Raw genomic sequence first — 26,698 nt, forward strand, 5'->3', positions numbered from 1 at the left:
AAGGCAAAAGGCAAAAGCGTCGCGGGATGGAGCAGCCCGGTAGCTCGTCAGGCTCATAACCTGAAGGTCGCAGGTTCAAATCCTGCTCCCGCAACCAAATTCCTGCGTCGAATATCAAACACTTAGCGCCCCATGGGGCGCTTTTTGACGTTTGAACTGAAATGGACTGGGCCAATCAGATTTGTAAGAGATCTGCCAATCCAGAGAAATATGAGTGTCGCCGCGCTTTCTTGAGGCAACAAATCCACGTAGAGAGGTATAGCGCAGGAACATCCCTGCCAAGGATGGAGGGTCCATGCGAATTGCTGCCATGACCATGGTCTACAAGGACTATTGGGCACTTGAGAGATGGTATGAACACCATGCCCGCCATTTGGGGGTAGAAAACCTGTTCGTGGTGTCGCATGGGGAAGATCCGCGTATTCGCGACATTTGCATCGGCGCGCATGTTTCGGTCTATCCGCGGGATAGCTTGGAAGGCTTTGATCGTAAGCGCGGGCGTTTTCTCGATGATTTGCAGGCCAGGCTGCTAGACGAATACGACTGGGTCATCAGGCTAGATGCCGATGAGCTTTTGTGTTGGGATTCAGAGCGTTACGCTGGCCTTGAAGAGGTTTTCCAAGAGAACGCCGATGTCCCCGTCGTGACGGCGCTTGGGATGGACCTTGTCGACCTGGGACAGGGCGGGCAAGGGATTTTCTCGGAGATCAGGGATGCCGCCTTTTCGGGACATTACAGCAAACCGGTAGCGGCCGCGCGCGCGGTTCCCTTTGCCTTGCACGGGGTCAAGGTTGCATCCGAAGACTTGGAGACGTTCCCATTCCGCCTGCCAAGAGGGCTTTACCTCGTGCATCTGAAATACGCCAATCGGGATGTCCTGGATGAGGCCAATGCCGTGCGGATGGCGGTGGCCAATCGGGAAGGCAAGGGCCTGCCCGGAACCGCGTGGCAGGAAGCAGATGTAGAGACCATGCGCTTCTTTCTGGATTTCGAACAGAAGCGCAAGGTGCCGTGGGACAAGGCCGAGGCACATGCCTATTCGACCTATTCCTCGAAAGCGAGCCGCAAGGAGAAGCGGAACATCGTCAAGGTGCGGGCGGTGAAACTGCGTCAGCGCACGGTTCTGCCTGCGTGGTTTGCGTCGCTCTAGTGCCGATTATCCCTTGCGGATCAGGTAGATGTCCATGATCCAGCCATGCCGTTCGCGGGCGCTGGCGCGGGTCTGGACTATCTTCTCCGAAACCTTGGCCAAGGGACCGTCCAGCAGGATCTGGTCGGGCATGCCGACATAGGCCCCCCACCAGATGTGAAAACCGTTGCCCTCAAGGCTCTGGAACGAACACTCGCCGTCCAGCATCACGGCAATCGTATCCACCCCGTCGGGCCAGCCATGATCGCGCAGGCGGCGGCCCGTGGTGATTTGAACCGGTGCGCCCAGCGAGTTGAGCGGGATGGCATGGGCTGCGGTCAGCATCTGGAGGGACGTGATGCCGGGCACGACATTCACCGCGATGTCAAAGCCCTGTGCAAGCAGGCGATCGGCAATGCGCAGCGTGCTGTCATAGAGAGAGGGATCGCCCCACACCATGAGCGCAACTTTCCCACCGTCAACCACATGGTCGCGGATCAGGTCACCCCAGATGGTCGCCAGGGCATCGTGCCAAGTGTTTACGCCATCAAGGTACTTTGGCGTCTTGGCATCGCGCACCGGGTAGTCGAATTCGACAATCTTTGGCGATGTCTTGAGGATGTCGGCGGCAATCATCCGGCGCAGATCGGCCAGTTCCGTTTTTTCGTCCCCCTTGCGGGGTAAGAGGATCACATCCGCGTTTTCCAGAACGCGGATGGCCTGAAGTGTCAGGTGTTCGGGGTTGCCCGAACCGATACCAACGAGAGAAAGGTCGATCATTTTGCGGCTCTACTCCTGCTCAGCCAATTCGCCAAAGAGGATCAGGCCGGGGGCGGTGGAAATCTCTTCGGCCAGTTGTTTGGCAAGGTCTTCCATCGTGGTGCGCTGGAGGGTCTGTTCCGGATGACTCACGTTTTCCGCTAGCAGGGCAGGGCAATCGCGGCGCAGGCCGGTTTCAAACAGCTTTTCAGCCAGGGCCGGGAATGTTCGCTTGGGCATGAAGAGAACCGTTGTCGCTCCCGGATCAGCCAGCGCCTGAAGGTTCAGGTCACCGGGCAGGGCCCCTGCAACATCATGGCCGGTCACGAACTGCACGCGACGGGCCACCAGCCGACGGGTCAGCGGGATCTGGGCCGCCGCGGCCGCGGCACAGGCCGAGGTGACGCCGGGGATGATCTCGAAGTTGATGCCATTGGCGCGCAGCTCGGTGATCTCTTCCTCGAGACGGCCGAAGATACCGCTATCGCCGGATTTCAGACGCACCACATGCGCCCCGGTCTTGGCATAGTCGACCAGCAGGCGGCTGACGTGGTCCTGTTTGGGAGAGGGGCGACCGGCGCGTTTGCCGACGCCAACCAGATCGGCATCCGGCGAGGCGTGCTCGAGGATTGGCCCAGAGGACAAATCGTCAAACAGGATGGCGTCGGCCTTCTTGAGGCGATCCACGGCCTTCAGGGTCAGGAGTTCCGGGTCTCCGGGGCCGGAGCCCACGAAGCTGACAAATCCGCTCATGCGCTTGCCTCTGCGATCAGGTGGAAGAAGGTGCCGGTGGTGTTGCCCTTGACCGAGCCGGTCTCGGGCACCGGATTGCCGTCAGCGTCGCCAACCTCGGCGAGTGGGGCATCCGGTTCTTCCAGGATGGTGGAATAGTGGAATTCGTGGCCGCGAAGGCGAGCGCCGGTCTCGAAACCGGGCATCGGTGCCTTGAGCGCGGCCTGACGATAACCAAGGTGGAACTTGCGTTTTTCGTATGAGGTGACGAGGCCCAGCAAGCCTGCCATCTGGTGGCGGGTGCCTTCCTTGTCGATCAGGACTTCGCCAAGCGCCATGTAGCCACCGCATTCGCCGTGAACGGGTTTGGTTGCTGCGTGCTCGCGCAGGCCCGCCAGATAGGTCGATGCCGCGGCAAGGGTGCCGGCATGCAGTTCGGGATAGCCACCCGGGAGCCAGACCAGATCGGCATCCTTTGCCGGCGCTTCATCGGCCAGAGGCGAGAAGGGCAGGATTTCGGCACCTGCCGCACGCCAGCCGCTCAGGACGTGGGGATAGGTAAAGCTGAAGGCCGCGTCCTGTGCCAGCGCAATGCGTTGCGCCGGCGGCTTGGGCAGGGTGCCCGTGCGCGCAGCGCCCGCCTTGGCGGCGGCCTTGATGGCCTCAAGGTCCACGTGATCGCGAAGGAAGGTCGCATAGCCCTGGATTGCGGCTTCCAGGTCGGGGTGTTCAACCGCCTGGATCAGGCCAAGGTGGCGTTCAGGCAGGGCAAGGTCACCGCGACGCGGCAAGACGCCCAGCACGTTGATCCCGGCCTTGTCCATCCCAAGCCGTGCCAGACGTTCGTGACGCGGCGAGGCGCAACGGTTGAGGATCACACCGGCAAAGGGCAGGTCGGGATTGTAGGCCTTGAAGCCCAGAGCGGTGGCCGCAGCAGACTGTGCCTGTCCGCCAACGTCGATCACCAGAACAACCGGCCATCCCATCATCAGGGCGGTTTCGGCAGAAGAGCCAAAGCCGCTCTCTCCACGTGTTGCAACCCCGTCGAAAAGCCCCATCGAGCCTTCGGCAACGATGATGTCCGCACCTTGCGACTGTTCGGAAATGCCGCCGATCAGGCCTTCGTGCATGGCCCAGCTGTCAATGTTGAACGACGGGCGATGCGCCGCGGCACGGTGAAAGGCCGGGTCGATATAGTCGGGGCCGGACTTGAAGGGCTGAACTGTCAGGCCATCTTCTGCAAGGGCCCGCAGAAGCCCAAGCATCACGGTGGTTTTGCCGGTGCCCGAGGAGGGCGCGGAAATCAGGATACCGGGGGCACTAGTCATCGCCATGTCTCCAGCTGGACCACGGGCTATCAGCCGTTTGCGGGCGATAGCGGCGGTCGTAATCGGTTGCGTAAAGGCAGCTTTCGTCAAACCCTTCACCGCCAAGCGCCGGCCCCACAAGGATCAGGGCGGTACGGGTGATGTTCTCGGTGACGTCGTCTTTCAGGCGGGCAATCGAGGTGCGGATGATCTGCTGATCCGGCCAGCTCGCGCGGTAGACCACCGCAACGGGGCATCCCTCGCCATAAGCAGGGGCCAGCTCCGCGATGACGTGATCGAGATTGCCAATCGACAGGTGGATCGCAAGGGTCGCGCCCGTGGCGGCAAAGTTGGTGAGCGTCTCGCCCTCGGGCATGGTCGAGGCGCGTCCCGGCGTGCGGGTCAGAACCACCGACTGGGCCAGCCCGGGCAGGGTCAGCTCGGTCTCCAGGGCCGCAGCCGCCGCCGCGAATGACGGCACGCCGGGTGTGACCGAAACGGGAATGCCTTCTTCGCGCAGGCGGCGGATTTGCTCGCCCATCGCGGACCAGACCGACAGGTCGCCGGAATGCAGGCGGGCCACATCCTTGCCTTCGTCGGTCGCCTTGCGGCAGGCGGCGACAATGGCATCAAGGTCCATCGGCGCGGTGTTGTGGATTTCGGCGCCGTCCGGACAATGGCCAAGGATTTCCTCGGGCACGAGCGACCCCGCATAGAGGCAGACCGGGCAGGAGGCGATCAGGTCGCGCCCGCGCAGGGTAATGAGGTCCGGGGCACCGGGGCCAGCGCCGATAAAATGCACGGTCACGCGCGTTCTCCCTTGGCAAGGGCACAGGTCGCCATTCGGTCAGACGAGATGTGCCGGGTCGTGAGTAGAGCCGCTTTTGGCCCAGCGGCGGCCAGAGCGCAAGCCTCGGCCACGCTGCCTGTGCCGCGTTTCTCAAGGATGCGTTCCGCCTGTGTCGGGGTATGGACGGATTGCAGGGCTTCGGCTGTCACGGGCACGACCTGCGCCTGCGTCTTCGCGGCAAAGGATCGAAAGGCGGGGGTGTCGATCTTGTCATCCGGCGCGGCCAATACGTCAGGCACGACATCGCCCATCTGCGCCAGCGCATCCGCCAGCGCCGCTTCGGTCACGGCACCGCGAAATCCGAACCCCGCGACAATCATTTGGCAACGCTCCACTGCACGATCGGATAGGACGATTTCCAACCGCGTTTGCGCCCAAGCGGGTGCGATTGTGCAAGTTCGATGCGCAGAAGATCTCCGCCCTTTTCCGCCTGCCAGTTGGCCAAAAGAACTTCGGCCTCCAGTGTCACGGCATTGGCCACCAGCCGAGTGCCTTGCGGGATCGAGGCCCAGACAATTTCCAGCATCTCCTGGCTGATGCCGCCACCGATGAAGACGGCATCGGGGTGCTCCAGCCCCTCCAGTGCATCCGGAGCGGCGCCGGTCACCACGTTGAGGCGATCCACACCAAGGCGCGCCGCGTTTTCGCGAATGCGATCCGCGCGATCTGCGTTGATTTCCACGGCGGTGGCACGGGTTGTGGGGTGCGCCCACAGCCACTCTATGCCAATCGATCCCGATCCGCCGCCAATGTCCCAGAGATGTTCCCCCGGACAGGGCGCGAGGGCCGAAAGGGTTAAGGCCCGCACGGGCCGCTTGGTGATCTGGCCGTCGTTGTCAAACAGGTGGTCCGGACGCCCGGACGATAGCGGGATCACGGCCCCACCGCCTGCAACCTCGATCCCGATGCTGACCGGATGCTGAATATCGGATGGCAAATTGCCGTCGGCCGTTGCCTGTCGAATGCGCTGTCTCGGACCGCCAAGAGCTTCGAGAATATGCAACGTCGAGGGCCCAAACCCTTCGTCGCACAGCCATGCCGCAAGGTCGGCAACCGCCTCGCCGTCACGCAGCGTCGCCAGAATGCGGGCGTTGGGAAACAGATGCGGCTTTAGCTGTGCATAGGGAGCCGCGTGAAGGCCAGTTGTGAGAACCCTCTCCAACGGCCAGCCCAAAGCGGCCGCCGCCAGCGACATGGTCGAAGGCACAGGCAGCGCCTGCCATTCGCCTGGGTCCAAGTGCTTCGCCATGACGGACCCCGCCCCGAACCAGAACGGATCGCCCGAGGCCAGCATGACCACTTTCCGGCCCCTGTAAGACAGCAGGATATCCACCCCATCCGCAAAGGGCACAGGCCATTCGACGGTTTCCGCGCCCAAGTCCGGCAACAGCGACAGATGCCGTTCCGCGCCCATCACGATTTCGGCGTCTTTGAGTGCTTGATGGCTTGCGGGCGATAGGCCATCCGGTCCATCTTCCCCCAACCCCACGATGGTCAACCACGGAGTTTCAGACATGTCGGCCAATCTCCTTATTCTTGGCGGAACGACCGAGGCCAGCAGTCTTGCCAAGGCCGTGGCCAAGCGAAAGCTGAAGGCGGTGTTTTCCTATGCGGGCCGCGTCAATTCTCCGCGCGAACAGCCGATCCCGCAAAGGGTGGGCGGCTTTGGCGGTGTCGACGGGCTTGCAGCCTATCTGCGCGACAATAACATCACCCATGTCATTGATGCCACACATCCTTTCGCCGCGAAGATGAGCTGGAACGCCTACAACGCCTGTACCGAGGCAGGGGTTCCCCTGCTTGCGTTCACGCGCCCGCCCTGGGTGGCGCAGGCCGGGGACGAGTGGGTGCATGTGTCCGACATGTACGGCGCTGTTGCGGCGGTGTCCGGCACTCCCAAACGGGTGATGCTGGCGCTTGGCCGGCTGCACATGGAAGAGTTCGCCGCCGCGCCCGACAACCACTATGTCCTGCGCTTGGTCGACGAGCCGAAGATTGCCCCGAAACTGCCCGATCATAGCGTGATCGTCGCGCGCGGTCCGTTCACGACCGAGGCCGATATCGCACTGTTCAAGGAACAGCGGATCGACATGGTCGTGTGTAAGAACGCCGGTGGCAAGGGGGCCGAGGCCAAGGTTCACGCCGCGCGCGAGTTGGGTTTGCCGATGGTCATGATTGACCGTCCAGACCTGCCGCCGCGCGATGAGGTCGCGACGGTCAAGGCGGTGTTTGACTGGATTGATGCGCACTAATGGATGCCTGACCGCCCCCGACGCGCCGCGCAGGGCGGGCGCTCTACGCCCACCCCCGGGTCGGGCCATGCCCTCACCGAGAGTGAGGAAGCGCATCACTTCTCTACCGAGCGCGGCGTATAGACCAGCGGCGCCCCGTCACGTTCAATGATCCGCGTCAGCGACGATCCAAGCAGCACAACAGTGCGCATATCGGCCATGTCCGGCGTCGCCTTGTCCAGCGGCACGATGTTGATCCGCTGATCCGGCCGGCTGACGTTGCGGGCAAAGATGATCGGGCGGGAATCTCCGGCGGTGTCCTGCAATAGTTTCAGCGCCTTCACGAACCCTTCGGGGCGCGACTTTGAGCGCGGGTTGTAGAAAGCCATCGCGAAATCGGCCTCAACCGCCAGCTTCAGGCGCTTTTCGATAAGCTCCCATGGCTTGAGGTTGTCACTCAGGTTGATCGCGCAGAAATCATGCCCCAGAGGTGCGCCGCAGGCCGCCGAAGCAGCTAGCATCGCTGTAATGCCCGGCAAGACGCGAATGTCCAGATCACGCCAGGCTGGCTCACCATGTTCCACAGCTTCCAGAACGGCCGCCGCCATCGCGAAGACGCCCGGATCACCCGAAGAGACAACCACAACGCGTTTGCCCTCGGCCGCCATTTCAAGCGCATGGCGCGACCGGTCGATCTCGACCCGGTTGTCCGACGGGTGCAGCGTCAGGCCCTCGCGCGGTTCGACCCGCTCAACGTAGGGGATATATCCAACAATATCAGTGGCCTGATCCAGTGCGTCCTGCACTTCGGGTGTCACCAGGGCCTCATTGCCGGGGCCAAGCCCGGCGATCACAACCCAGCCGCTCATGGACGCCGTCCATGACCATGCACGATGATGATCGAGAAATACGGGGTCACCTTGTCGGTGACTTCGGAGAGCTTGCTGACGGTCTGTTTGCCCATCGTCGCGAACTGAACCAGCCAGGCCGCATCGTAGAGCCCCGAAATCTTGAGGGCGTCGATCACCTTGTCATAGTTCGACCCGATCTTCATGACCACAAGCGCATCGGTGGCGGACATATGCTCGACTAGCTTGTCCTTATCCATCGTGCCTGCAACTACCGTCAGCACGTCATCGCCCCAGGTGATTGGTGTGCCGGTCGCTGTCCATGCGCCGGACATGCCGGTGATCGCAGGGATCACCTCGGTCGGGACCACATCCTTGACGCGGGTGTAGATGTGCATGAACGAGCCATAGAAAAACGGATCACCTTCGCAGAGAACCACCACATCCTCGCCGCTTTGGGCCAGGGCAATAAGGTGGTCGGTGACCTCCTTGTAAAACGCCGAAAGCACTTCGTTGTAGCGCGGATCGGACACCGGGATTTCCGTGGTGACCGGATATTCCATCGGAAATTCGATCACGTCCTCGCGGAACATGCCATCGGCAATCTGGCGCGCCTGTCCCTTGCGGCCTGCCTTGCGGAAAAAGGCAACGTGTTTGGCATTGCGCAGCAGGCGGTCTGCCTTGACGCTCATGAGGTCCGGGTTGCCGGGGCCAAGCCCGACGCCATAGATGGTGCCAGTGGTCATATCGGGGGTCATTCCTTGCGGCTTGCAATCGCGTTGATGGCGGCCACGGTCATGGCGGACCCACCAAGGCGGCCTTCGACGATCATGCAGGGCACGGGCTGGTCGGCCCAGAGTGCGTCTTTGGATTCGCGCGCGCCGATAAAGCCCACCGGACAGCCAATGATCGCGGCGGGGCGCGGGCAGTCGGGGTCTTCCAGCATGTTCAACAGGTGAAACAGCGCGGTCGGCGCGTTGCCGATTGCCACAATCGACCCTTCCAGCTTGTCACGCCAGTGTTCAAGCGCAGCAGCGGAACGGGTGTTGCCGATTTCCTTGGCCAGCTCATAGATGCCGTCGGCGTGCAGGGTGCAGATCACATCGTTGTCTGCGGGCAGGCGCGGACGGGTCACGCCTTCTGAAACCATACGCGCGTCACAGAAGATCGGCGCGCCGTTCTCCATGGCTTCGCGGGCCTTGGCCACCATGCCCGGGGTGAACTTCACGTGTTCCTCAAGCCCGACCATACCGGCGGCATGGATCATACGCACCACAACCTGTTCTTCGTCCTTGTCGAAACTGCCAAGGTTTGCCTCGCGGCGGATGGTGGCAAAGCTCTCGTCATAGATCGCCTGGCCGTTTTTTTCGTATTCATACGGCATCAATGGTCTCCGATGCTGTGTGGAAGTGTATCCGGGGCGAGACTCGTCAGAAGAGGCTCATCCCACGGCAGGCCATCGCGGACAAGATCGAACTTGCCGTTGCGGCCAACAAGAGTGGTGCGACATTTGCGCGGACGCGCGCAGCCCTTTGCGCAGCCCGAAATATGCAAAGGTCCCTTGATATGCTGCGCCAGCTGGCGCGCGATGCTGCGGGTTTCGACGCTGGCCGCGGTGCAAAGAGGTGCACCGGGGCAGGCATCGGCTAGGAGAAGGGGATCGTCGGCGTCGGTAATGAAGCCTTCCGTCGTCTCGCCTACGGCATTTTCGAGAAGGAACAAACGCCAGGGCGTGACCCGCAGCCCTTCGGCCTTTGTGGCGCGCAACAGGTGGTCCAGTGCCGCGGCATTAATTTGCCCAAAGGCGACACCGAAAACGGTTCCAACAGGTGTCTCACCGGGAACAAGCCGCGCCGCAGCAGGGGCGGGGGCGTGCGTTTGCCATTCGGCAGGCAGCGCCCTGTGCGAAAGATGCGCCGCCATTCGGCGATTGGCCGTCCCACCGGTTGCAACGAACCAGTCCGCCATCTCCACAATGGCATCAACCGCAGTGTCAACGGTCACGGAACGTCCGGCACTAGCCCCGTCGGCACGCAGGATCAGCCCGCTTTCGGTGTCCTTTTCGATCCGAAAATCGGCCGAGTTCTGCTGCATGACCGGAGCCGGTCCGGCATCCACCGCGTAACCAACTTTCGCGGGCAGAGCAGGGAGATCGCCAAGCCGTGCCATGAGGTCTTTGGCGATGCGGTGGCTGTCATCGCCCTTTTCCCACAAGGGCGGCATCAGGATGTTGCGACGGCTTTCCAGTTCGGGATCATCGTTCAAAAGGCCAAGCGCATCGAGCTCTTGAAGCAACAGCTCGTGTTGCGCCTCGGAAACCCCGCGAATTTGCAGGTTGGCGCGGCTGGTGAGATCGATGACCCCCGAGCCGAACGCCTTGGCGGCCGCGCAAAGACCCAATGCCTGATCGCGGTCGAGGCGGGCGAATTCTGGGCGCACACGAACCACGAGGCCGTCGCCGGACATCATCGGGCGATAGGCACCCGGACACCATCCTTTGGCTTCGGGACGCGTCATGCCAGCCCCTCGAGTTCGGCAAGGATCGAATTGCGGCGTGTTTGCCAGAGACCCGCTGCATAGAGGGCGGCAAACCTGTCGCGCATCGCCTGAAGGGCCTGTGGGTTGGCCTTTTCAAGGAAGGCGCGCACCTCGTCGTCCCCAAGCGTTGCCTCGTGGTAGGCGTCAAACAACTGCGGCGGCACAGCCTCGGCAAGGTTGGCGAACGAGGCCATATGCTCAAGCGTCGCCGCGATCTCGGCACCGCCACGGAAGCCATGCCGCATCATGCCGAACAGCCAGTCGTGATTGGTAGCACGGGCATGAACCACACGCGCGATTTCTTCGGTCAGGGTCCGTGCGCGCGGGTTTTCCGGATTGGTGTTATCCACGTGATAGAGGGCTGCCGTCTTGCCGCCCGCCACCTTCTGGGCCGCCGCGAACCCCGCTTCGTGGGTGGCATAGTCGCTGGCCAGCAGGACATCGGTTTCGGGCATGTCCTGAAGGTGCACAAAGCTGTCGGCGTTGGCGACCCGCTCGGTGATGCCTTCGCGGTCACGGGTGATGGTTTCGCCGTCGAGGGCAAAAGCCGAGGCGTTGAGCCATGCTTCGCCCGCCTGTTTGCGGCCGTCGTCGGAATAGTTGTCGACGCTGTTGCCCATGCCCAGACCATAGCTGCCCGGTGCGGGCCCATAGACGCGCGGTCCGGCTTGCCGGTCGACAAACGGGTTCCAGTCGGGTGCTTCGTCGCGCGCCGCCAGTGCCTTGACAGCCTGGCTGAACAGCGCCGAAAGGGTTGGGAAGACATCGCGGAACAGGCCGGAGACCCGAAGCGTTACGTCAAGGCGCGGGCGGTCCAGCATGGCGATGGGCAGGATTTCCACACCCGAGACGCGTTCGCTGCCTTCATCCCAGACCGGCTTGGCCCCAAGCAGATGCAGCGCCATGGCAAACTCTTCACCCGCCGTCCGCATCGTGGCCGACCCCCAAAGGTCAACAATCAGGTTTTTGGGATAATCCCCCTCTTCCTGAAGGTGGCGCCGCACCAGTTCCTCGGCAAGCTTGACGCCCTGTGCATAGGCCGCGCGTGTCGGAACAGATCGCGGATCGGTGGTGAACAGGTTGCGCCCGGTTGGCAGCACGTCAGTGCGCCCACGGTACGGCGACCCCGAAGGACCTGCCGCAATACGTTTGCCATCCAGCGCATCCAGAAGCGCTCTCCGCTCCGCCTCGGCCGAAGGGGCCACATCAAAGCTGCCCGCTTGCTCCGGCGTACGCCCGAAGATGTGTAGCCCGTCGCCAAACTGGCTTTCCTTGATGTCACAGACAAAGGTGTCGATGCGGGTGATGGTCTCAGCGAGCGACGTGACTTCGTCCAAGCCCAGCTCGGATTGCAGGCCCAAGGCGTTGGCTTCGTCGCGGATGTTTTCCTGCAACCGGTCACGGCGGCGCGGATCAAGCCCGTCCGCGTTCGAGAATTCGTCCAGCAGGTTTTCAAGCCGGGCAAACCGTTGTGGCGTCGCGCTGGCCTTCAAGGGCGGTGGAACGTGGCCAAGGGTCAAAGCGCCGACGCGCCGTTTGGCCTGCGCCGCTTCACCGGGGTCGTTCACGATAAAGGGATAGATGACGGGCAGGTTGCCGATCAATGCCTCGGGCCAGCAATCGTCTGAAAGGGCAACGGATTTTCCGGGCAACCATTCGAGGGTGCCATGCGCCCCAACATGGATCAGCCCATGTGCCTGATGCACGTGCCGCAGCCAAAGGTAAAACGCCACATAGGCATGGCGCGGAGTGCGGGACAGATCGTGATACTCGTCATCCCGTTCTTCGGGAATGCCGCGTTCCGGCTGAAGTGCGACCAGGGCCGATCCACGTCGGGTGGCGGCAAAGTGATAGGCACCGTCCTTAACCGCGGTGTCGTTTGTCGCGTCGCCCCAGGTGTCGTGCAAGTCCGCCTGCAACTCCTGCGGCAGCGACTTCAGCGCCGCAAGATAGTCTTCTACAGGCCAGGAAATGTTCTCATCCGCAAGGGCATCGGACAGGGGCGCACCTTCGGCAATGTCATATCCCGCCGTCCGCAGGTCAGCCAGCATCGCCTCGACCGAGGCCAGAGGGTCAAGACCCACGGCATGCGCCATGTTCCAGTCGCGTCCGGGATAGGTCGACAAGACAAAAACCATCCGCTTTACGGCATTCTCGGTCATGCTGAGGTTGATCCACCCCACGACCCGGTCGGCAATGGCGCGGATGCGATCGGCGTTCGGCTGGTGGGCAAGGCGCGTGAACTGCAGGTCGTCGTCACGAACACCCGGTTCCTTGAACGATGCCACGCCGGCAAACAATCTGCCGTCCACCTCGGGCAGGACGACGTGCATGGCAAGGTCCGCAGGCGACAGCCCGCGCTCGGCTTCTGCCCATGCTTTCTGGTTCGATGTCGCCAGCGCAACTTGGAAAACCGGTGCACCGGTCACATCCAGCGGCGACACCCCGTCTTTGCCTTTGCCAGAGAACGATGTGGCATTCACGATGGCCACCGGCTCGAGCGCGACGAGATGATCTGCTATTTCGCGCCGCGCAACAGGCGCCTTGAGTGACGGGGCGAAAAGCCCGATCACGTCAAACCCACGCGCGCGGAATTCTTTGAACATGGCCTCGATCGGGGCCGTGTCGGCCGCACTCAGGTAAGCGCGGTAGAACGTCAGGGCGATCAATGGCTTTGAGGTGTCACGCACCTCTTCCGGGTCGCAGACACCCGTTTCCGGCGTCCAGGCGCCGACGTCTGGCAGAACTTTCTTGCCGATTACCGGGCTGGCATAGAGGCCCGCCGCCAAGGCAAGCTGCGCCAGAGCCGCCTGCGCCGCAATTGCGCCCCCTGTATCACAGAGGTGGGTCAGGCGGTGCAGCGTCGATGTTGGTAGGGTCGAAACTTCGTCCAGCCGCGGGTCAGGCCGGCCATCCGCCGGAAGAACCGCTAGCGCGATCCCCTTCTGGCGGCACAGGGTTTCGATCTGCTGAATGCCGTATGACCAGTAGGAAATACCGCCAATCAGGCGGATCAGGATCGCCTTGGCCCCCTCCAGCGTCTGTTCCACGTAGGTATCGACAGACAGCGGGTGTTTCAGTGCCGAGATATTGGCAAGCCGTAGCGTGGGCAGGCTGTCCCGCCCACGTTGCCATCCTGCCGCGAAAGCGCCGAGATCGGAATCCGAGAAAGACAACACCACCATATCTGCGGGCGACTGCCCCAGATCGGTTGGTGTTTCGGTCTCGTCGAGCCCATGGCTTTCGCGGAAAATGACGTGCATTTGACGTTAGTCCACCAGCGCGGCGCGGATGGCTTCCACGTTTACGTCATCATGTTCCGCAATCACGACCATCCGGCCACGGCGGCCTTCTTCTGGCTTCCAGGGACGGTCGAACTGGTGACGTACACGCGCACCTACGGCCTGAACCAGAAGGCGCATCGGTTTGCCTTCGACGGCGGCATAGCCTTTGACGCGCAGGATGTTCTGTTCCTTGGCCATTTTCTCGATCCGTGCCGCAAGGACTGCAGGATCGGTCTGTTCGGGAACGTCGATGACAACGCTTTCGAAATCATCGTGTTCGTGATCGTGGTGGCCATCATGGTGGCTCGGGCGGCTGTCCATGTCGTCTTCCGCTGCGGCCTCGAGGCCAAGGATAACGCGCGGGTCAACCACACCTTCGGCCACTTCCACCACCGGCAGGGCGCGCGGGGCCTCGGCCAGAACGATTTCCTTTGCCTTGGCAACGCCTTCCGGCCCTGCAAGATCAGGCTTGGTCAGCAACACGATATCGGCACAGGAGACCTGATCCTCGAAGACCTCCGAAAGCGGGGTTTCGTGGTCAAGGCTATCATCGGCCTCGCGCTGGGCGTCCACCGCCGCAACGTTTGACGCAAAGCGGCCATCAGCCACCGCTTCGGCGTCGGCCAGGGCAATCACGCCATCAACGGTGATTTTCGAACGGATATCCGGCCAGTCAAATGCCTTCAGAAGGGGCTTAGGCAGGGCAAGGCCCGAGGTTTCGATCACGATATGCTCGGGACGCGGCTCAAGCGCCATCAAGGCTTCGATGGTGGGAATGAAATCATCGGCAACGGTGCAGCAGATACAGCCGTTGGCCAGTTCCATGATGTTCTCTTCCGGGCAATCCGGAATGGCGCAGGATTTCAGGATTTCACCGTCAACGCCGACGTCGCCAAATTCGTTCACGACCACGGCAAGGCGCTTGCCCTGCGGGTTCTGCATCAAGTTGCGGATCAGGGTCGTCTTACCCGATCCCAGAAAGCCGGTGATGATGGTGACGGGAAGTTTTTCGAGGTTGGACATGTTGGTCGGGTCTCACTCTGGAAGAACAAGCGGCGGGATGCGCGCGATGCAGTTTTTACGGAAATGGGTGGAACGTTCGCGCCACGGCACAAGGCCATCGGTGGTCGCCGCGTATTTCGTGATACCATCATGGACGAGATCGACATCATCGGCGCCCGTGAAGTTGCCGTAGACATAGGTCCAGCGGTCGCTGCCGCCGCGCACCACGACGGAACAGCCGTGGTCGCAATTGGACAGACATTCAACGGCCTTTACCGTCACGTGTTCGGGCCAGTCCTTGCCCTGCAGGGCGCTCTCCAAAAGCGCGCCGGGGCGAGGGCCTTCCTGGTCGGTCGGCTGTCCTGCACGGCATGTGGTGCAGACCAGAAGTTCGACCGGGGCGGGTGCGTCGGTCATGGCGTCCATCCCAATTCGGGGACAGGGCAGTGTGCGGGATCCTCTGGCAGCGCCAGCCCGACACCGGAAACACCCCGTCCGGTTACAAGTCTCGTCTGCTGGCAGGTCTCCCGGCTTACGGATTTCAGGGCGTTCCCTGTTGGTCATCCTGCCTTCCCGGACTGTCTCCAGTGGCAACGGGCAACCTCTCCGATCACGGTCGCGGGGGCGGCTGCGCTTTGGGCCTTGCGGCAAGAACCCGTATCGCATTCCCTTTTCACCTGTCGTAGGACAGGCACCAGCGCGCCCAAGTGAAGGAGCGCACAGGGGTTTGTCAAGCAGGAGAGTGGATACTTGACCCGTGCAGAGCCCACATCCGACCGCCATTGGCCCAAAAGCGGCTTCTGGGCCGCTGCGGCGCGCCCGATGTTCGCGCTGGCGGCGGTCTGGGCGGTACTGGCGGTTGCCATCTGGCAATGGCTGCCCGGTCTCTGGTCGAATCTGCCTGCCCCGGTGATGTGGCATTTGCATGAGATGACCTTTGGCTTCGCGGGCGCTGCGGTGGCCGGATACCTGCTGACCGCCGTCAGCAGCTGGACGGGCCGCGCCCCGGTGAATGGCCGGCCCTTGATGGTGGTGGCCTGCCTCTGGGTCTCGGTGCGGATCGGGCTGATCGTGGGCGATGCGGTCTCCTACTGGCTTGTCATGGTTCCGGCGGTCGCATTCTTCTGGTCAATCGCGCTCCTTCTGTGGCTGGAAGCGCGTGCAGCGGGCAGGGGGCACGAACCTGTCTTCACGGCCTTCTGCCTGCTGGCAGGTATTGGTTCCGCTAGCTGGATCGCGGCCATGTTCACCGGCGGTCCCGCGCCGGTCTGGTCGGTATCTCCCGTGCTTGGCTTCGCGTTTCTCCTGGTGTTCGTAGGGGGCAGGATGGTGCCCGCCTTTCTTGTTCATTCCGCGAAATGGACCACACGTCGCGTCGCCACCGTTCCCGACTGGCCACGCCTGGCCGTCCTTGGACTGATCGTCACCGCCGCCGGTCTGTTCTTGTCTCAAAGCGTGGCTCCTGCCGCCCTAGCTCTGATCACTGCCGGTGCCTGCCTTGCGCTCTTCGTCGCCCGCTGGCCGCTCTTTCCGGCCAGAACCGATCTGCTCCTCGCCATGCTGGTCCTGTCCTTCCTTTGGCTCCCCTTTGGGCTCCTCCTCTGGGGGGGGGCTGCCTTTGAGTTGTTCCTTGCCCCGGTTGAGGCGCAGCACGCCCTGATGATGGGCGCGATGGGCGGCTTGATCCTTGCCATTTCGGCGCGCAGCTTTGCCCGTCGCTGCGATGATGGCCTCAAGGCCCGTCGTGGCACCGGACTGGCCTTTGCACTGGTCATGGTGTCGGTGCCCCTCCGCATGGGCGGTCTTCTCGATGCGGCCGCGCTGATGTGGTGCGCGGGATGGGGGCTCTACGCTTGGCTTGTCCTGCGTCACGCCTTTGGCCCGCTGCCGCGCCCCGTCTTCAGTGGCGCACGTCGCTAGTGGCATGTCGCGGATCGGCTTGTGATTGGCTGGCCCTTGTGGTTTCGTGCGCCCGAACACGCGCGTTGAACGAGGCCGGACATGAGCGAACAGAACACCCGTCACACGGAAAAGATGAAGAAAATCAAGGCTGCCCGTGATCGGATGATGGCCACCAAGACCGAGGAAAAGGGGCTCATCATCGTGCATACCGGCCCCGGCAAGGGCAAATCATCCTCGGGGTTCGGCATGATCATGCGCTGCATCGCCCACGAGATGCCGGTTGCCGTGGTCCAGTTCATCAAGGGCGCAATGGCGACGGGCGAGCGCGCCTTCCTCGAAGAACATTTCCCCGAAGAGGTGAAATTCCATGTGTCGGGCGAAGGGTTTACGTGGGAAACCCAAGACCGCGAGCGCGACATAGCCAAGGCCGAAGCGGGCTGGGAACTGGCCAAGGAGCTGATCCGCGACCCCGCCAACCGGTTCGTCATGCTGGATGAAATCAACATCGCCCTGCGCAATGACTATCTCAACATCGACGACGTGGTGGATTTCCTGCTGGAAGAAAAACCCGAGATGACCCACGTCTTGCTCACCGGCCGCAACGCCAAGCCGGAACTGATCGAAGCGGCTGACCTGGTCACCGAAATGACCCTGCTGAAACACCCCTTCCGCGATGGCATCAAGGCGCAGGCCGGGGTGGAGTTTTGACCCTTCTGTGCCCTGCGACCGTATGACAAAGGCCTCGACATGAAAAAACGCCTTCTCACAGAATTCGGCATGGGCTCGTCCCTGCGCCGTCAGGACTATACCGAGGCCGCACGGCGGGCGGTGAAAGATGCGCTCTGGCACAACTCGATCAACCTTGCGGAACTGTTCGGCAAGGAAAAGCACGAGATGATCATCGACGTCGAAGTGGGCGTGGGTCAGCCCGACCAGATCGATACCTCTGCCATCGCCGAGATTTTCCCCTATGGGCAGGTCTCCGTGACCGCTGTTCCCGGCGGATTGGACGTGCCGCGCGCCGATGGTGGCAAGCCAACGGTGATTGCCAATGTCGCGATCAATGTCTCGCTGGATCTGGAGGGCTAGGCCATGGGTGATCAACGTTTCATCATCGAAATGGGCATGGGCAACGACCAGTACGGGCAGGACTATACCAAGGCTGCGGCCCGCGCGATCGAAGACGCCATCCGCCATTCCTCGATCCCGATGTTCGATGCGCTCGGCCTCGATCACGCCGAAATGCGGGTGCAGGTCACCGTAGGCGTTCAGGAACCCGACAAGGTGGATTGCGATGCTTTGGTTGCCAAACTTCCACGCGGTCAGGCAACCGTGACCGCCGTCCATGGCGGCCTGAATGTCACCAATCCAGACAGCGGCAACACCCTCGTTATCGCCAGCGCCGCCGTCGAGGCCTTTCTGCCGAAACAGGTGTGAACCATGTCCAAATCCATCATGATCCAAGGCACCGGCTCGAATGTCGGCAAGTCGATGCTGGTTGCGGGGCTTTGCCGTGCCGCGGTGCGACGGGGGCTTTCGGTGGCCCCATTCAAACCGCAGAACATGTCGAACAATGCGGCCGTCACCTCGGATGGTGGTGAGATCGGCCGGGCACAGGCGATGCAGGCCTTGGCCTGTGGCAAGCCGCTGACAGTGGACATGAATCCGGTTCTTCTCAAGCCCGAAACCGATGTTGGGGCGCAGGTTGTCGTGCAGGGCAAGCGCCTGACCACGGCCAAGGCACGCGACTATGCCAAGCTGAAGCCGCAGTTGATGGCGAGCGTTTTGGAAAGCTTCAATCGCCTGAAATCGCAGAACGATCTAGTGATTGTCGAAGGCGCCGGAAGCCCTGCCGAGGTCAATCTGCGCAAGGGCGACATCGCCAATATGGGCTTTGCCGTGGCGGCGGACGTGCCTGTGATCCTTGCCGGTGACATCGACCGGGGCGGCGTGATTGCCCAGATCATCGGCACGCAGGCGGTGATTGATCCCGAAGATGCCGCGATGGTCGCGGGCTTCATGGTCAACAAGTTTCGCGGCGATCCGCGCCTGTTCGACGACGGTTACGACCTGATCGCAGAACGCACCGGCTGGCGCGGGTTTGGTGTGTTGCCCTACTTCACCGAGGCCTGGAAACTTCCTGCTGAAGATGCACTCGACATTGCCGACGGGCGCGGTGCGGGCGACTTTAAGATTGCCTGCCTGACCCTGTCGCGCATTGCCAATTTCGACGATCTCGATCCCCTGTCGCAGGAAGACGGCGTGCGCCTGACAATGCTGCGCGCCGGGCAGCCGATACCGGGCGATACCGATCTCGTGATCATTCCCGGCAGCAAGTCCACCCGCGGTGATCTGGCCTTCCTGCGTGAACAGGGCTGGGACGTGGATCTTCAGGCGCATGTGCGGCGCGGCGGGCATGTGCTGGGGATTTGCGGTGGATACCAGATGCTTGGCCATCGCGTTCATGACCCCGAAGGCATCGAAGGTCCTGCCGGCGAAACGGTCGGTCTTGGTCTGCTGGACGTTGAAACCACCATGACGCCAGACAAGCGACTGACCGAAACCAAAGCGGTGCACGCGGCTTCGGGGCAACCCTTCACGGGCTATGAAATCCACATCGGCCGCACCGAAGGCCCGGCCCGCGCGCGCCCCTTTGCACATGTTGACGGCGCTCCGGAAGGGGCCACGAGCAACAACGGCAAGGTCTCCGGCAGCTATCTGCACGGCATGTTCCGCGATGATGGCTTCCGCAAGGCGTGGCTTTCGGCGCTGGGCGCGGAAACCAGCGACGTGGGGTATGAGGCCTCGGTCGAAGCCGTGCTGGACGATCTCGCCGACCACATGGAAGCGCACCTTGATGTCGAGGCGATCCTCGCGGCGGCGCGCTGAACTTCATCTTGTGCCTTGCGACACCTTGGGGGATAGTCGGCGCATGAACATGCGTCGCGTCCTTCTGGCTTTTTCCCTTTGTCTGGGCGGGTTTGCCGCGCAGGCCGAAGAGGTGACGATCTTCGCCGCCTCCAGCCTCAAAACCGCGCTGGACGAGATCGTGACCACTTGGGAAGCAGAGACGGGGCACGAGGTTCTGGTCTCCTATGGTGCCAGCTCTGCACTGGCGCGGCAGATTCAGTCGGGGGCACCTGCCGACATTTTCTTTTCGGCCAATCAAGCATGGATGGATGTGCTGGTTGACGATGGCTTGCTGGCAGCAAACCCGCGTCCCTTGCTTGGCAACGATCTGGTCGTGGTCGGCGCCGAGGCGGAACCGCTGGACCTGACAGCACAGACCATCGCGCAACGTCTGGAGACTGGCCCCCTTGCCATGGCAATGGTCAATTCCGTGCCCGCAGGTCTCTATGGCAAAGAGGCCCTGACCGCGCTGGGCCTTTGGGGGGACATTGCCCCGATGGTGGCCCAAACCTCCAACGCCCGCGCGGCGCTTGCCCTCGTGGCATTGGGAGAGGCCCCGCTGGGCATTGTCTATGGCAGTGACGCCGTCGCCGAACCCCGCGTCAGCGTCGTCGCCCGCTTTGCCGAAACAACACACGCGCCGATTGTCTATCCGGTCGCGCAGGTGACCACGCGTGCCCCCGCCGCTGATCTCGTGACCTATCTTGCGTCATCTTCGGCGCGTAACGTATTCATCCAGAACGGCTTTTCAGTGAGGGATGAATGATAGCCTGGCTCGGAGAAGAAGGTTGGCAGGCGGTGCTCCTGTCGCTCAAGGTGTCCTTCTGGGCCACCCTGATCAGCCTGCCGTTCGCCATCGCCATCGCCTGGGTACTTTCGCGGAAAGAGTTCTCCGGTAAGCAGCTTGTGAACGGCATCGTGCATTTGCCCCTGATCCTGCCGCCTGTTGTGACGGGCTACATGCTCCTGATGGTCTTTGGCCGCCGCGCCCCGATTGGCAGCTTTCTGGAAGACACGCTGGGCCTTGTCCTTGCCTTCCGCTGGACCGGCGCTGCCGTGGCGGCTGCGGTCATGGCCTTTCCCCTGATGGTGCGGGCGATCCGCCTTGCCATCGACGCGGTTGATCCCGGCCTTGAAGACGCGGCATCCACGCTGGGCGCGCCCCGCTGGCGGGTTTTCTCGACGGTCACGCTACCGCTGATAACGCCGGGTATCCTGACTAGCGCGGTTCTTGGGTTTGCCAAGGCGATGGGCGAATTCGGCGCCACGATCACCTTTGTCTCGGCCATCCCCGGACGGACCCAAACCCTGCCATCGGCGATCTATGGCTTCCTGCAGGTTCCCGGCGGAGAGACACAGGCCCTTCGCCTGGTAATCGTATCGGTCGCGGTGGCCATGGCGGCGCTCTTGCTGTCCGAGCTGATCTCGCGGCGCGTTGCCCGGAGGATCGCCGGCCAATGACGCTTTCGGTTTCCCTTCGCCACACGCTGGACAGGTTCGAACTTGACGTGACCTTCAATGCGCCCGACGGGGTCACGGCCCTGTTTGGTCGTTCTGGCGCGGGCAAGACGACGGTTGTGAATGCCGTGGCCGGACTGATGCAGCCAACAAAGGGGCGCATTTCTGTCGGGGATCGGGTTCTCTTCGACAGCAGCAAAAGAATTTCCCTGCCGGTTCACAAGCGTCATCTTGGCTATGTCTTTCAGGACGCTCGCCTTTTCCCACATATGACTGTCGCGCAGAACCTTGCCTATGGGGCCAAAGTTCAGCGCACCAAAAGGGACGTGGCCCACGAAAAACGCATCATCGAGATGCTTGGTATCGGCGATCTTTTGTCACGCCGCCCGGGCCGTCTCTCGGGTGGTGAGAAACAGCGCGTCGCGATCGGGCGTGCCTTGCTGGCGGCCCCCGAGCTTCTGCTACTCGACGAACCCCTTGCCGCGCTGGATGAGGCCCGCAAGGCCGAGATCCTTCCGTTTCTCGAACGCCTTCGCGATCATTCCGGCATTCCGATCTTATACGTCAGCCATTCCATCGCCGAGGTGGCGCGCCTCGCCACAACTGTTGTCGCGCTGCACAATGGCCGCGTGGCGCAGGTTGGTCCGACGGCCTCTGTTCTTTCCGATCCCGACTCCGTGCCCGCGCTGGGCGTGCGCGAGGCCGGGGCGGTGATCCGCGGTAAACTCGTTGCGCATCACGACGACGGTCTGAGCGAGTTGCAGACCTGTGGCGGTGCCCTGTTCCTGCCGCGCGTCAAGGGTGTCGAGATTGATCAGGTCATTCGCGTCCGCATCCGTGCGCACGATGTGATCCTTTCCCGCACCGCGCCCGAGGGGCTTTCGGCCCTGAACATCCTGCACGGCCGGATCGTGTCGCTGCGCGAGGGGCAGGGTCCGGGTGTCATGGTGCGCATCGCCTGCCGTGACGAGCATATCCTCGCGCGGATCACCCGCCGATCAGCGCAAGCGATGTCCCTGTCCGAAGGCGATATGATCCACGCCATCGTGAAATCTGTGTCTGTCGCACAGGGCGATGTTGGCGGCTGACTACCGCGCCTGACCGGCCCGAAGCTCCCTGACAGACAGGCCGTGTACCCGTCTGAACGCGCGGGCAAAGCTTGCCAGTGACGAAAAGCCGGTTGCGACCGCGATGTCCTGAACCGTCATGGACGTGTCGCTGGCAAGACGAAAGGCTTCGCCAAGGCGCAGTTGCAGATAGTGATCGCGCGGCGATTGGCCTAGGTGGGTCTTAAACTTCTGCTCCAGGCTGCGTGGCGAGACGTTCAGAATATCAGAAATGTCAGCGATGCTGAGCGGTTCTTCCAGATGCGTCTCCATCAGGTCAAGCGCCTTGGAGATCAACGGGTTACGGCGTACCCTTCGATCCATGCTGACAGCCCCCAGCGCCCCTGCGGGGGCGGGATCATGCAGGAAGGCCGAGGCGATGCGGCTGGAGAGAGAGGCCCCGAAGCGGGTGCCGATCAGGTGCAGCATCATGTCGATCCCCGGAGCCGCCCCGCCGGACGTCGCGAAGGGCGGGCTGATGACATAGCGGTCGCGACGGGTGTCGACGTTGGGGAAACGGGTTGCAAACTCTTCAAGGTCTTCCCAGTGGGTCGTGGCGGCATGTCCATCCAGAACGCCCGCCCGTGCCAACAGCCAGGGGGCACCGTCAATCGCGGCCACTGCGGTTCCGGCACCGTGCAATCGCCTGAGCGACGCCATTAACCGCGGCGTCGCCTGCGCCTCGAGGTCGAAACCGGCCACCATGACCAGCACGTCGCAACGCGCCAGTTCGGCAATCGGCTCCCCTTCGATCTTTAACCCGCTGGTCAGGTGAACAGGCCGTCCCTCGGGGGTGCGAAAGTGCCAGCGAAACAAGGTACGACCCGCGCGCCGATTGGCGGCGCGCATCGGATCGACCGCCGCAGCAAAGCTCAGCGTGTTGCTGTCGTTCATGACCAGAACCGCCATTTCGAGAGGTTCACGGCCGTCGGGGAGGAGGTTTTTTGCGCCTTTCATCAATTATCTTTCGTAAAGTGTAAATTAAGCGGCAGCAAGTGGGGGGATGATTGGGGAAAGTCGAGAAGGGAATCGCCATGCCTTTGCAAATGAACCGCGAAGTATTCATCACCTGCGCCGTCACCGGATCGGGCGGCACGCAGGACCGTAGCCCCCATGTACCGCGTTCGCCTGAACAGATCGCCAACAGCGCGATCGCCGCGGCCAAGGCGGGGGCCGCCGTTGTCCACTGTCACGTGCGGGACCCGGAAACCGGCGCACCGAGCCGTGATCTTGGCCTCTACCGCGAGGTGACAGACCGCATCCGTGACGCCGAGGTTGATGTGGTTCTGAACCTGACCGCCGGCATGGGCGGTGACATCGTTTTCGGCGATACCGAGAACCCGTTCCCCGTGAATGAAGCGGCCACCGACATGATCGGCGCGACCGAGCGCATGGCCCATATCGCCGAGTGCCTGCCCGAAATCTGCACCCTTGATTGCGGCACCATGAACTTTGCCGAAGCCGACTATGTCATGACCAACACCCCCGGCATGTTGCGTGCCATGGGCCAGATGATGACAGATCTTGGGGTGAAACCCGAAATTGAAGCCTTCGACACCGGCCACCTCTGGTTCGCAACGCAACTGGTCAAGGAAGGTATCCTGACCTCGCCCGCGCTGGTGCAGCTGTGCATGGGCGTGCCGTGGGGCGCGCCGAACGACATGAACACTTTCATGGCCATGGTCAACAACGTGCCGGGCGATTGGGACTGGTCGGCCTTCAGCCTTGGCCGCGACCAGATGGCCTATGTTGCTGCTGCCGTTCTGGCGGGGGGCAACGTGCGGGTTGGCCTCGAAGACAACCTCTGGCTCGACAAGGGCGTGCTGGCAGAGAACTATCAACTGGTCGAGCGTGCGGTGACCATCATCGAGAACATGGGCGCCCGCGTGATCGGCCCGCAGGAGGTGCGTGAAAAGCTCGGTCTGACCAAGCGCGCGCCGGTGGCCAAGTAATGCTGCGGGGCGGCGTTTTCGGGAAAAACACCATGCGGTATCACGTCGGTATTACGTCGGTATTGCGACGGTGCTGCCGCGCAGCACTGGTGGCAGGTGCATTTACCTCTGTAGCGGCCTGCATTCCCGAAACGCCGTCTTCCCCCCGTGGCCCCACGCCGGACAAGGCTGCGCAAGCGGCCTGTCTGGCGGAGGGGGGCACCTATGAAATCGCCGGTATCGCGGGACAGTACGTCTGCATCCGGCCCACGGTGGACGCGGGCAAATCCTGTTCCGCCGAAAGCGACTGTAGCGGGTTCTGCATGGCCGAAACCCGCACCTGTTCAGCGGTGACACCGATGTTCGGCTGTCACCCCATTTTGTTGGACGACGGCAGCCATGCCGAGATCTGTATCGACTAGGAGAGTTTCATGACGCGAGTAGCGGCAATCATCGGTGGTGGGGTCATCGGCGGCGGATGGGCCGCGCGATTCCTGCTGAATGGCTGGAATGTTCAGGTGTTCGATCCGGACCCCGAAGCCGAACGCAAGATCGGCGAGGTGCTCGACAATGCCCGCCGCTCGATGCCGGGCCTGAGCGATACGGCGCTGCCTGCCGAAGGGCAGCTGACCTTCCATGATGCCATCGAAGACGCGGTGGCCGGTGCCGAATGGATTCAGGAAAGCGTGCCAGAGCGGCTCGACCTCAAGCAGAAGGTCTATGCTGGCCTTCAGGCGGCCTGCCGTGAGGACGCAATCATCGGCTCTTCGACCTCGGGGTTCAAACCCAGCGAGTTGCAGGAGGTGGCACCGCGCCCGGAACAGATCCTTGTGACCCACCCGTTCAATCCCGTCTACTTGATGCCGCTGGTCGAAGTGGTGCCAAGCGACAGGACCGCGCCCGAGCGTGTCGAGCGGACCAAGCAGATCATGACCGAGATCGGCATGTATCCCCTGCATGTGCGCAAGGAGATCGACGCACATATCGCCGACCGTTTCCTCGAGGCGGTCTGGCGCGAGGCGCTATGGCTGGTCAAGGATGGCGTGGCCACCACCGAAGAGATCGACGAGTCGATCCGCATGGGCTTTGGCATCCGCTGGGCACAGATGGGCCTGTTTGACACCTATCGTGTGGCAGGTGGCGAAGCGGGCATGAAGCACTTCATGGCCCAGTTCGGCCCGGCCCTGAAATGGCCCTGGACCAAGCTGATGGATGTGCCCGAATTCAATGATGAGCTTGTCGACCTGATCGCTGGTCAGTCGGACGCACAGTCCGGCCATCTTGATATCCGCGAGATGGAACGTATCCGCGACAACAACGTGGTGGCGATGATGCGCGCGCTGAAGGCGCAGAACTGGGCTTCGGGCGCGGTTCTGAACAAGCACGATGCCAAGCTGATGGCGGATGCGGGCATGGTGCGCAAAGCCGCCGATATTGCCGATCCGTCGCAACCCATCGTGACCGTGGCCCGTGCGGTGCCGATCGACTGGCTTGATTACAACGGCCACATGACCGAGAGCCGGTATTTGCAGGCCTTTGCGGATGCCTCGGACCGGCTGATGGAGATCATTGGCTGTGATCAGGACTATATCGCCACCGGCGGGTCGTTCTTTACCGCCGAAACCCACATTCGCCATATCGACGAAACCCATCTGGGCGCACGTATCGAGGTGCGGACGCGGGTTCTGATGGCGGAAGGCAAGAAGATGCACCTCTGGCACGAGATGTATGCGGGCGACAAGCTGTTGGCGACCGGCGAGCATATCCTGATCCACGTCAGCCTCGAGACCCGTCGTCCGGCGCCCTTCAGTCCTGAAATCGCGGCCAACCTCAAGATGATCAGCGAGGCGCAGGCCGGGCTGGATGCGCCCGAAGGTGTGGGGCGCTACGTCGGGCAGCCTCGTTGACGCGCCGTGTTCTGATCACAGCCGGGGCCTCTGGCATCGGCCTTGCCATGGGCGAGGCCTTTGCCGCGGCGGGCTATGACATCTGGGTGAGCGACGTCGACAGGGCCGCGCTGGCCTCGGTGCCAGCCGGTTGGCGGGCCTCCGAGGTGGATGTCTCGGACGAGGCGGCCATGGCGGCGCTCTTTGCCGAGATCGAAACCGTCTGGGGCGGTCTGGATGCGCTCTGCGCAAACGCCGGAGTGGCCGGACCGACGGCGGCGGTTGAGGATGTGACGCTGGACCAGTGGCGCGCCTGCACGGCGGTGACGCTGGACGGTGTGTTCCTTTGTGCCAAGTTTGCCGCCCCGTTGATGAAACGGGCCGGGGAAGGTTCCATCGTCGTGACCTCGTCCACCGCAGGCCAGTATGGCTATCCCAACCGATCGCCTTATGCGGCGTCGAAATGGGGGGTGATCGGTCTTGCCAAGACGCTGGCGATGGAACTGGGACCGTTTGGCATTCGCTGCAACGTGGTCTGCCCCGGAGCGGTCAGCGGGCCGCGCATGGAGGGCGTGCTGGAACGCGAGGCGGCGGCCAAGGGCATGACCCGCGACGCGGTCTATGCGGGTTATGCCTCGGGCACATCGCTGGGGCGGTTTGTCGAGGCCAGCGAGATCGCCGACATGGCGGTGTTTCTTGGTTCGGACGCGGCAAAGGCCGTGTCGGGGCAGGTGATCGCGGTGGATGGCCACACGGTGAACCCGGACCCGCAGGTCTGACCGGGGCAGGGGCGCTGCCCCTCTTGCCCCTTTCGGGGCAATTCCC

Annotated in this window: 28 protein-coding genes, 1 tRNA gene and 1 riboswitch; of the genes, 15 read left to right on the plus strand and 14 right to left on the minus strand. The window is 62.6% G+C overall.

Annotation, left to right across the window (positions count from 1 at the left end):
- Positions 1-20 precede the first annotated feature (20 nt).
- Both NNA36_RS06835 and NNA36_RS06840 read left to right on the plus strand, forming a co-directional pair.
- Positions 21-97: transfer RNA gene (locus tag NNA36_RS06835), tRNA-Met, on the plus strand.
- Between the two features lie 198 nt (positions 98-295).
- Positions 296-1,150 carry a glycosyltransferase family 2 protein gene (locus NNA36_RS06840; RefSeq protein ID WP_255105618.1) on the plus strand — a complete coding sequence of 285 codons (855 nt, stop codon included), beginning with the start codon at positions 296-298 and terminating at the stop codon, positions 1,148-1,150.
- A gap of 6 nt (positions 1,151-1,156) precedes the next feature.
- Here NNA36_RS06840 and cobF read toward each other — a convergent pair whose 3' ends face one another.
- Genes cobF through cbiE form a run of 6 tightly spaced genes read right to left on the minus strand, consistent with a single transcriptional unit; the run spans position 1,157 to position 6,293 of the window.
- On the minus strand, positions 1,157-1,909 hold the full coding sequence (gene cobF, locus NNA36_RS06845; protein ID WP_255105621.1) for a precorrin-6A synthase (deacetylating): 753 nt from the start codon (positions 1,907-1,909) through the stop codon (positions 1,157-1,159).
- A 9-nt stretch (positions 1,910-1,918) separates the two neighbouring features.
- Entirely contained in the window at positions 1,919-2,641 is a 723-nt protein-coding gene (cobA, locus tag NNA36_RS06850; protein ID WP_255105624.1) for a uroporphyrinogen-III C-methyltransferase, read from the minus strand.
- Positions 2,638-3,948 carry a cobyrinate a,c-diamide synthase gene (locus NNA36_RS06855; RefSeq protein WP_255105627.1) on the minus strand — a complete coding sequence of 437 codons (1,311 nt, stop codon included), beginning with the start codon at positions 3,946-3,948 and terminating at the stop codon, positions 2,638-2,640. The genes cobA and NNA36_RS06855 overlap by 4 nt, the downstream gene beginning before the upstream one ends.
- Positions 3,941-4,735, minus strand: coding sequence for a precorrin-4 C(11)-methyltransferase (gene cobM, locus NNA36_RS06860; RefSeq protein ID WP_255105629.1), 795 nt, complete (start codon positions 4,733-4,735; stop codon positions 3,941-3,943). The genes NNA36_RS06855 and cobM overlap by 8 nt, the downstream gene beginning before the upstream one ends.
- A complete protein-coding gene (locus tag NNA36_RS06865) occupies positions 4,732-5,097 on the minus strand; it encodes a cobalamin biosynthesis protein (RefSeq protein WP_255105630.1) in 366 nt (121 codons plus the stop codon). The genes cobM and NNA36_RS06865 overlap by 4 nt, the downstream gene beginning before the upstream one ends.
- On the minus strand, positions 5,094-6,293 hold the full coding sequence (gene cbiE / locus NNA36_RS06870; RefSeq protein WP_255105631.1) for a precorrin-6y C5,15-methyltransferase (decarboxylating) subunit CbiE: 1,200 nt from the start codon (positions 6,291-6,293) through the stop codon (positions 5,094-5,096). The genes NNA36_RS06865 and cbiE overlap by 4 nt, the downstream gene beginning before the upstream one ends.
- On the opposite strand from cbiE, the gene NNA36_RS06875 reads away from it, so the two are divergent.
- Positions 6,292-7,029, plus strand: coding sequence for a cobalt-precorrin-6A reductase (locus tag NNA36_RS06875; RefSeq protein WP_255105632.1), 738 nt, complete (start codon positions 6,292-6,294; stop codon positions 7,027-7,029). The two genes, cbiE and NNA36_RS06875, sit on opposite strands and share 2 nt — an antisense overlap.
- 95 nt (positions 7,030-7,124) lie before the next feature.
- Here NNA36_RS06875 and cobJ read toward each other — a convergent pair whose 3' ends face one another.
- From cobJ to NNA36_RS06910, 7 genes are read right to left on the minus strand one after another with little or no spacing between them, the layout of a single operon-like run.
- Positions 7,125-7,877 carry a precorrin-3B C(17)-methyltransferase gene (gene cobJ, locus NNA36_RS06880; protein ID WP_255105633.1) on the minus strand — a complete coding sequence of 251 codons (753 nt, stop codon included), beginning with the start codon at positions 7,875-7,877 and terminating at the stop codon, positions 7,125-7,127.
- The gene (gene cobI, locus NNA36_RS06885; protein WP_255105634.1) at positions 7,874-8,602 is read right to left on the minus strand and encodes a precorrin-2 C(20)-methyltransferase; all 729 of its coding nucleotides are present in this window, start codon (positions 8,600-8,602) and stop codon (positions 7,874-7,876) included. Before cobI ends, cobJ begins: the two co-directional genes overlap by 4 nt.
- 8 nt (positions 8,603-8,610) lie before the next feature.
- Positions 8,611-9,240: a precorrin-8X methylmutase gene (locus NNA36_RS06890; protein ID WP_255105635.1), complete on the minus strand. Its 630-nt coding sequence runs from the start codon at positions 9,238-9,240 to the stop codon at positions 8,611-8,613.
- A complete protein-coding gene (locus NNA36_RS06895; protein ID WP_255105637.1) occupies positions 9,240-10,373 on the minus strand; it encodes a cobalamin biosynthesis protein CobG in 1,134 nt (377 codons plus the stop codon). Before NNA36_RS06895 ends, NNA36_RS06890 begins: the two co-directional genes overlap by 1 nt.
- Positions 10,370-13,657, minus strand: coding sequence for a cobaltochelatase subunit CobN (cobN, locus tag NNA36_RS06900; RefSeq protein WP_255105638.1), 3,288 nt, complete (start codon positions 13,655-13,657; stop codon positions 10,370-10,372). The genes NNA36_RS06895 and cobN overlap by 4 nt, the downstream gene beginning before the upstream one ends.
- Before the next feature lie 6 nt (positions 13,658-13,663).
- A complete protein-coding gene (cobW, locus tag NNA36_RS06905; protein ID WP_255105642.1) occupies positions 13,664-14,701 on the minus strand; it encodes a cobalamin biosynthesis protein CobW in 1,038 nt (345 codons plus the stop codon).
- Between the two features lie 12 nt (positions 14,702-14,713).
- Positions 14,714-15,097, minus strand: a complete 384-nt coding sequence (locus NNA36_RS06910) for a DUF1636 domain-containing protein (RefSeq protein ID WP_255105644.1) — start codon at positions 15,095-15,097, stop codon at positions 14,714-14,716.
- Positions 15,098-15,179: 82 nt separating this feature from the next.
- Positions 15,180-15,394, minus strand: a riboswitch (cobalamin riboswitch).
- Between the two features lie 36 nt (positions 15,395-15,430).
- Here NNA36_RS06910 and NNA36_RS06915 point away from each other — a divergent pair.
- From NNA36_RS06915 to modC, 8 genes are all read left to right on the plus strand, one after another.
- Positions 15,431-16,600 carry an NnrS family protein gene (locus NNA36_RS06915; protein WP_255105646.1) on the plus strand — a complete coding sequence of 390 codons (1,170 nt, stop codon included), beginning with the start codon at positions 15,431-15,433 and terminating at the stop codon, positions 16,598-16,600.
- 81 nt (positions 16,601-16,681) lie between these two features.
- Complete coding sequence (gene cobO, locus NNA36_RS06920) at positions 16,682-17,290, plus strand: cob(I)yrinic acid a,c-diamide adenosyltransferase (RefSeq protein WP_255105648.1); 609 nt, start codon at positions 16,682-16,684, stop codon at positions 17,288-17,290.
- 39 nt (positions 17,291-17,329) lie between these two features.
- Positions 17,330-17,671 (plus strand): Lin0512 family protein, encoded by a 342-nt coding sequence (locus NNA36_RS06925; RefSeq protein WP_255105650.1) that lies wholly within the window; start codon positions 17,330-17,332, stop codon positions 17,669-17,671.
- A 3-nt stretch (positions 17,672-17,674) separates the two neighbouring features.
- Positions 17,675-18,019 carry a Lin0512 family protein gene (locus NNA36_RS06930; RefSeq protein ID WP_255105652.1) on the plus strand — a complete coding sequence of 115 codons (345 nt, stop codon included), beginning with the start codon at positions 17,675-17,677 and terminating at the stop codon, positions 18,017-18,019.
- A gap of 3 nt (positions 18,020-18,022) precedes the next feature.
- Positions 18,023-19,471, plus strand: coding sequence for a cobyric acid synthase (locus NNA36_RS06935; RefSeq protein WP_255105654.1), 1,449 nt, complete (start codon positions 18,023-18,025; stop codon positions 19,469-19,471).
- A 43-nt stretch (positions 19,472-19,514) separates the two neighbouring features.
- A complete protein-coding gene (modA, locus tag NNA36_RS06940) occupies positions 19,515-20,258 on the plus strand; it encodes a molybdate ABC transporter substrate-binding protein (RefSeq protein WP_255105657.1) in 744 nt (247 codons plus the stop codon).
- Positions 20,255-20,953 carry a molybdate ABC transporter permease subunit gene (gene modB, locus NNA36_RS06945; RefSeq protein ID WP_255105659.1) on the plus strand — a complete coding sequence of 233 codons (699 nt, stop codon included), beginning with the start codon at positions 20,255-20,257 and terminating at the stop codon, positions 20,951-20,953. Before modA ends, modB begins: the two co-directional genes overlap by 4 nt.
- Positions 20,950-22,038 (plus strand): molybdenum ABC transporter ATP-binding protein, encoded by a 1,089-nt coding sequence (gene modC / locus NNA36_RS06950; RefSeq protein WP_255105662.1) that lies wholly within the window; start codon positions 20,950-20,952, stop codon positions 22,036-22,038. The genes modB and modC overlap by 4 nt, the downstream gene beginning before the upstream one ends.
- On the opposite strand, the gene NNA36_RS06955 is transcribed toward modC, so the two are convergent.
- On the minus strand, positions 22,039-23,013 hold the full coding sequence (locus NNA36_RS06955; protein ID WP_255105664.1) for a GlxA family transcriptional regulator: 975 nt from the start codon (positions 23,011-23,013) through the stop codon (positions 22,039-22,041).
- Positions 23,014-23,090: 77 nt separating this feature from the next.
- Here NNA36_RS06955 and NNA36_RS06960 point away from each other — a divergent pair, with 77 nt between their 5' ends.
- Genes NNA36_RS06960 through NNA36_RS06975 form a run of 4 tightly spaced genes read left to right on the plus strand, consistent with a single transcriptional unit; the run spans position 23,091 to position 26,652 of the window.
- Positions 23,091-24,008 carry a 3-keto-5-aminohexanoate cleavage protein gene (locus tag NNA36_RS06960; protein ID WP_255105666.1) on the plus strand — a complete coding sequence of 306 codons (918 nt, stop codon included), beginning with the start codon at positions 23,091-23,093 and terminating at the stop codon, positions 24,006-24,008.
- A 32-nt stretch (positions 24,009-24,040) separates the two neighbouring features.
- A complete protein-coding gene (locus tag NNA36_RS06965; RefSeq protein WP_255105669.1) occupies positions 24,041-24,409 on the plus strand; it encodes a hypothetical protein in 369 nt (122 codons plus the stop codon).
- Positions 24,410-24,418: 9 nt separating this feature from the next.
- A complete protein-coding gene (locus NNA36_RS06970; RefSeq protein WP_255105671.1) occupies positions 24,419-25,894 on the plus strand; it encodes a carnitine 3-dehydrogenase in 1,476 nt (491 codons plus the stop codon).
- The gene (locus tag NNA36_RS06975) at positions 25,891-26,652 is read left to right on the plus strand and encodes an SDR family NAD(P)-dependent oxidoreductase (RefSeq protein WP_255105673.1); all 762 of its coding nucleotides are present in this window, start codon (positions 25,891-25,893) and stop codon (positions 26,650-26,652) included. The genes NNA36_RS06970 and NNA36_RS06975 overlap by 4 nt, the downstream gene beginning before the upstream one ends.
- Positions 26,653-26,698: the final 46 nt, after the last annotated feature.

This window comes from Shimia sp. CNT1-13L.2 (genome assembly GCF_024331145.1).
Taxonomy (GTDB): Bacteria; Pseudomonadota; Alphaproteobacteria; order Rhodobacterales; family Rhodobacteraceae; genus Shimia.

Excerpts from the sequence above, each read along its gene's own strand:
- NNA36_RS06840 (WP_255105618.1), top strand. The coding sequence starts at position 296 with ATGCGAATTGCTGCCATGACCATGGTCTACAAGGACTATTGGGCACTT.
- cobF (WP_255105621.1), bottom strand. The coding sequence starts at position 1,909 with ATGATCGACCTTTCTCTCGTTGGTATCGGTTCGGGCAACCCCGAACAC.
- cobA (WP_255105624.1), bottom strand. The coding sequence starts at position 2,641 with ATGAGCGGATTTGTCAGCTTCGTGGGCTCCGGCCCCGGAGACCCGGAA.
- NNA36_RS06855 (WP_255105627.1), bottom strand. The coding sequence starts at position 3,948 with ATGACTAGTGCCCCCGGTATCCTGATTTCCGCGCCCTCCTCGGGCACC.
- NNA36_RS06865 (WP_255105630.1), bottom strand. The coding sequence starts at position 5,097 with ATGATTGTCGCGGGGTTCGGATTTCGCGGTGCCGTGACCGAAGCGGCG.
- NNA36_RS06875 (WP_255105632.1), top strand. The coding sequence starts at position 6,292 with ATGTCGGCCAATCTCCTTATTCTTGGCGGAACGACCGAGGCCAGCAGT.
- cbiE (WP_255105631.1), bottom strand. The coding sequence starts at position 6,293 with ATGTCTGAAACTCCGTGGTTGACCATCGTGGGGTTGGGGGAAGATGGA.
- cobJ (WP_255105633.1), bottom strand. The coding sequence starts at position 7,877 with ATGAGCGGCTGGGTTGTGATCGCCGGGCTTGGCCCCGGCAATGAGGCC.
- cobI (WP_255105634.1), bottom strand. The coding sequence starts at position 8,602 with ATGACCACTGGCACCATCTATGGCGTCGGGCTTGGCCCCGGCAACCCG.
- NNA36_RS06890 (WP_255105635.1), bottom strand. The coding sequence starts at position 9,240 with ATGCCGTATGAATACGAAAAAAACGGCCAGGCGATCTATGACGAGAGC.
- NNA36_RS06895 (WP_255105637.1), bottom strand. The coding sequence starts at position 10,373 with ATGACGCGTCCCGAAGCCAAAGGATGGTGTCCGGGTGCCTATCGCCCG.
- cobN (WP_255105638.1), bottom strand. The coding sequence starts at position 13,657 with ATGCACGTCATTTTCCGCGAAAGCCATGGGCTCGACGAGACCGAAACA.
- cobW (WP_255105642.1), bottom strand. The coding sequence starts at position 14,701 with ATGTCCAACCTCGAAAAACTTCCCGTCACCATCATCACCGGCTTTCTG.
- NNA36_RS06910 (WP_255105644.1), bottom strand. The coding sequence starts at position 15,097 with ATGACCGACGCACCCGCCCCGGTCGAACTTCTGGTCTGCACCACATGC.
- cobO (WP_255105648.1), top strand. The coding sequence starts at position 16,682 with ATGAGCGAACAGAACACCCGTCACACGGAAAAGATGAAGAAAATCAAG.
- NNA36_RS06925 (WP_255105650.1), top strand. The coding sequence starts at position 17,330 with ATGAAAAAACGCCTTCTCACAGAATTCGGCATGGGCTCGTCCCTGCGC.
- NNA36_RS06930 (WP_255105652.1), top strand. The coding sequence starts at position 17,675 with ATGGGTGATCAACGTTTCATCATCGAAATGGGCATGGGCAACGACCAG.
- NNA36_RS06935 (WP_255105654.1), top strand. The coding sequence starts at position 18,023 with ATGTCCAAATCCATCATGATCCAAGGCACCGGCTCGAATGTCGGCAAG.
- modA (WP_255105657.1), top strand. The coding sequence starts at position 19,515 with ATGAACATGCGTCGCGTCCTTCTGGCTTTTTCCCTTTGTCTGGGCGGG.
- modB (WP_255105659.1), top strand. The coding sequence starts at position 20,255 with ATGATAGCCTGGCTCGGAGAAGAAGGTTGGCAGGCGGTGCTCCTGTCG.
- modC (WP_255105662.1), top strand. The coding sequence starts at position 20,950 with ATGACGCTTTCGGTTTCCCTTCGCCACACGCTGGACAGGTTCGAACTT.
- NNA36_RS06955 (WP_255105664.1), bottom strand. The coding sequence starts at position 23,013 with ATGAAAGGCGCAAAAAACCTCCTCCCCGACGGCCGTGAACCTCTCGAA.
- NNA36_RS06960 (WP_255105666.1), top strand. The coding sequence starts at position 23,091 with ATGCCTTTGCAAATGAACCGCGAAGTATTCATCACCTGCGCCGTCACC.
- NNA36_RS06965 (WP_255105669.1), top strand. The coding sequence starts at position 24,041 with ATGCGGTATCACGTCGGTATTACGTCGGTATTGCGACGGTGCTGCCGC.
- NNA36_RS06970 (WP_255105671.1), top strand. The coding sequence starts at position 24,419 with ATGACGCGAGTAGCGGCAATCATCGGTGGTGGGGTCATCGGCGGCGGA.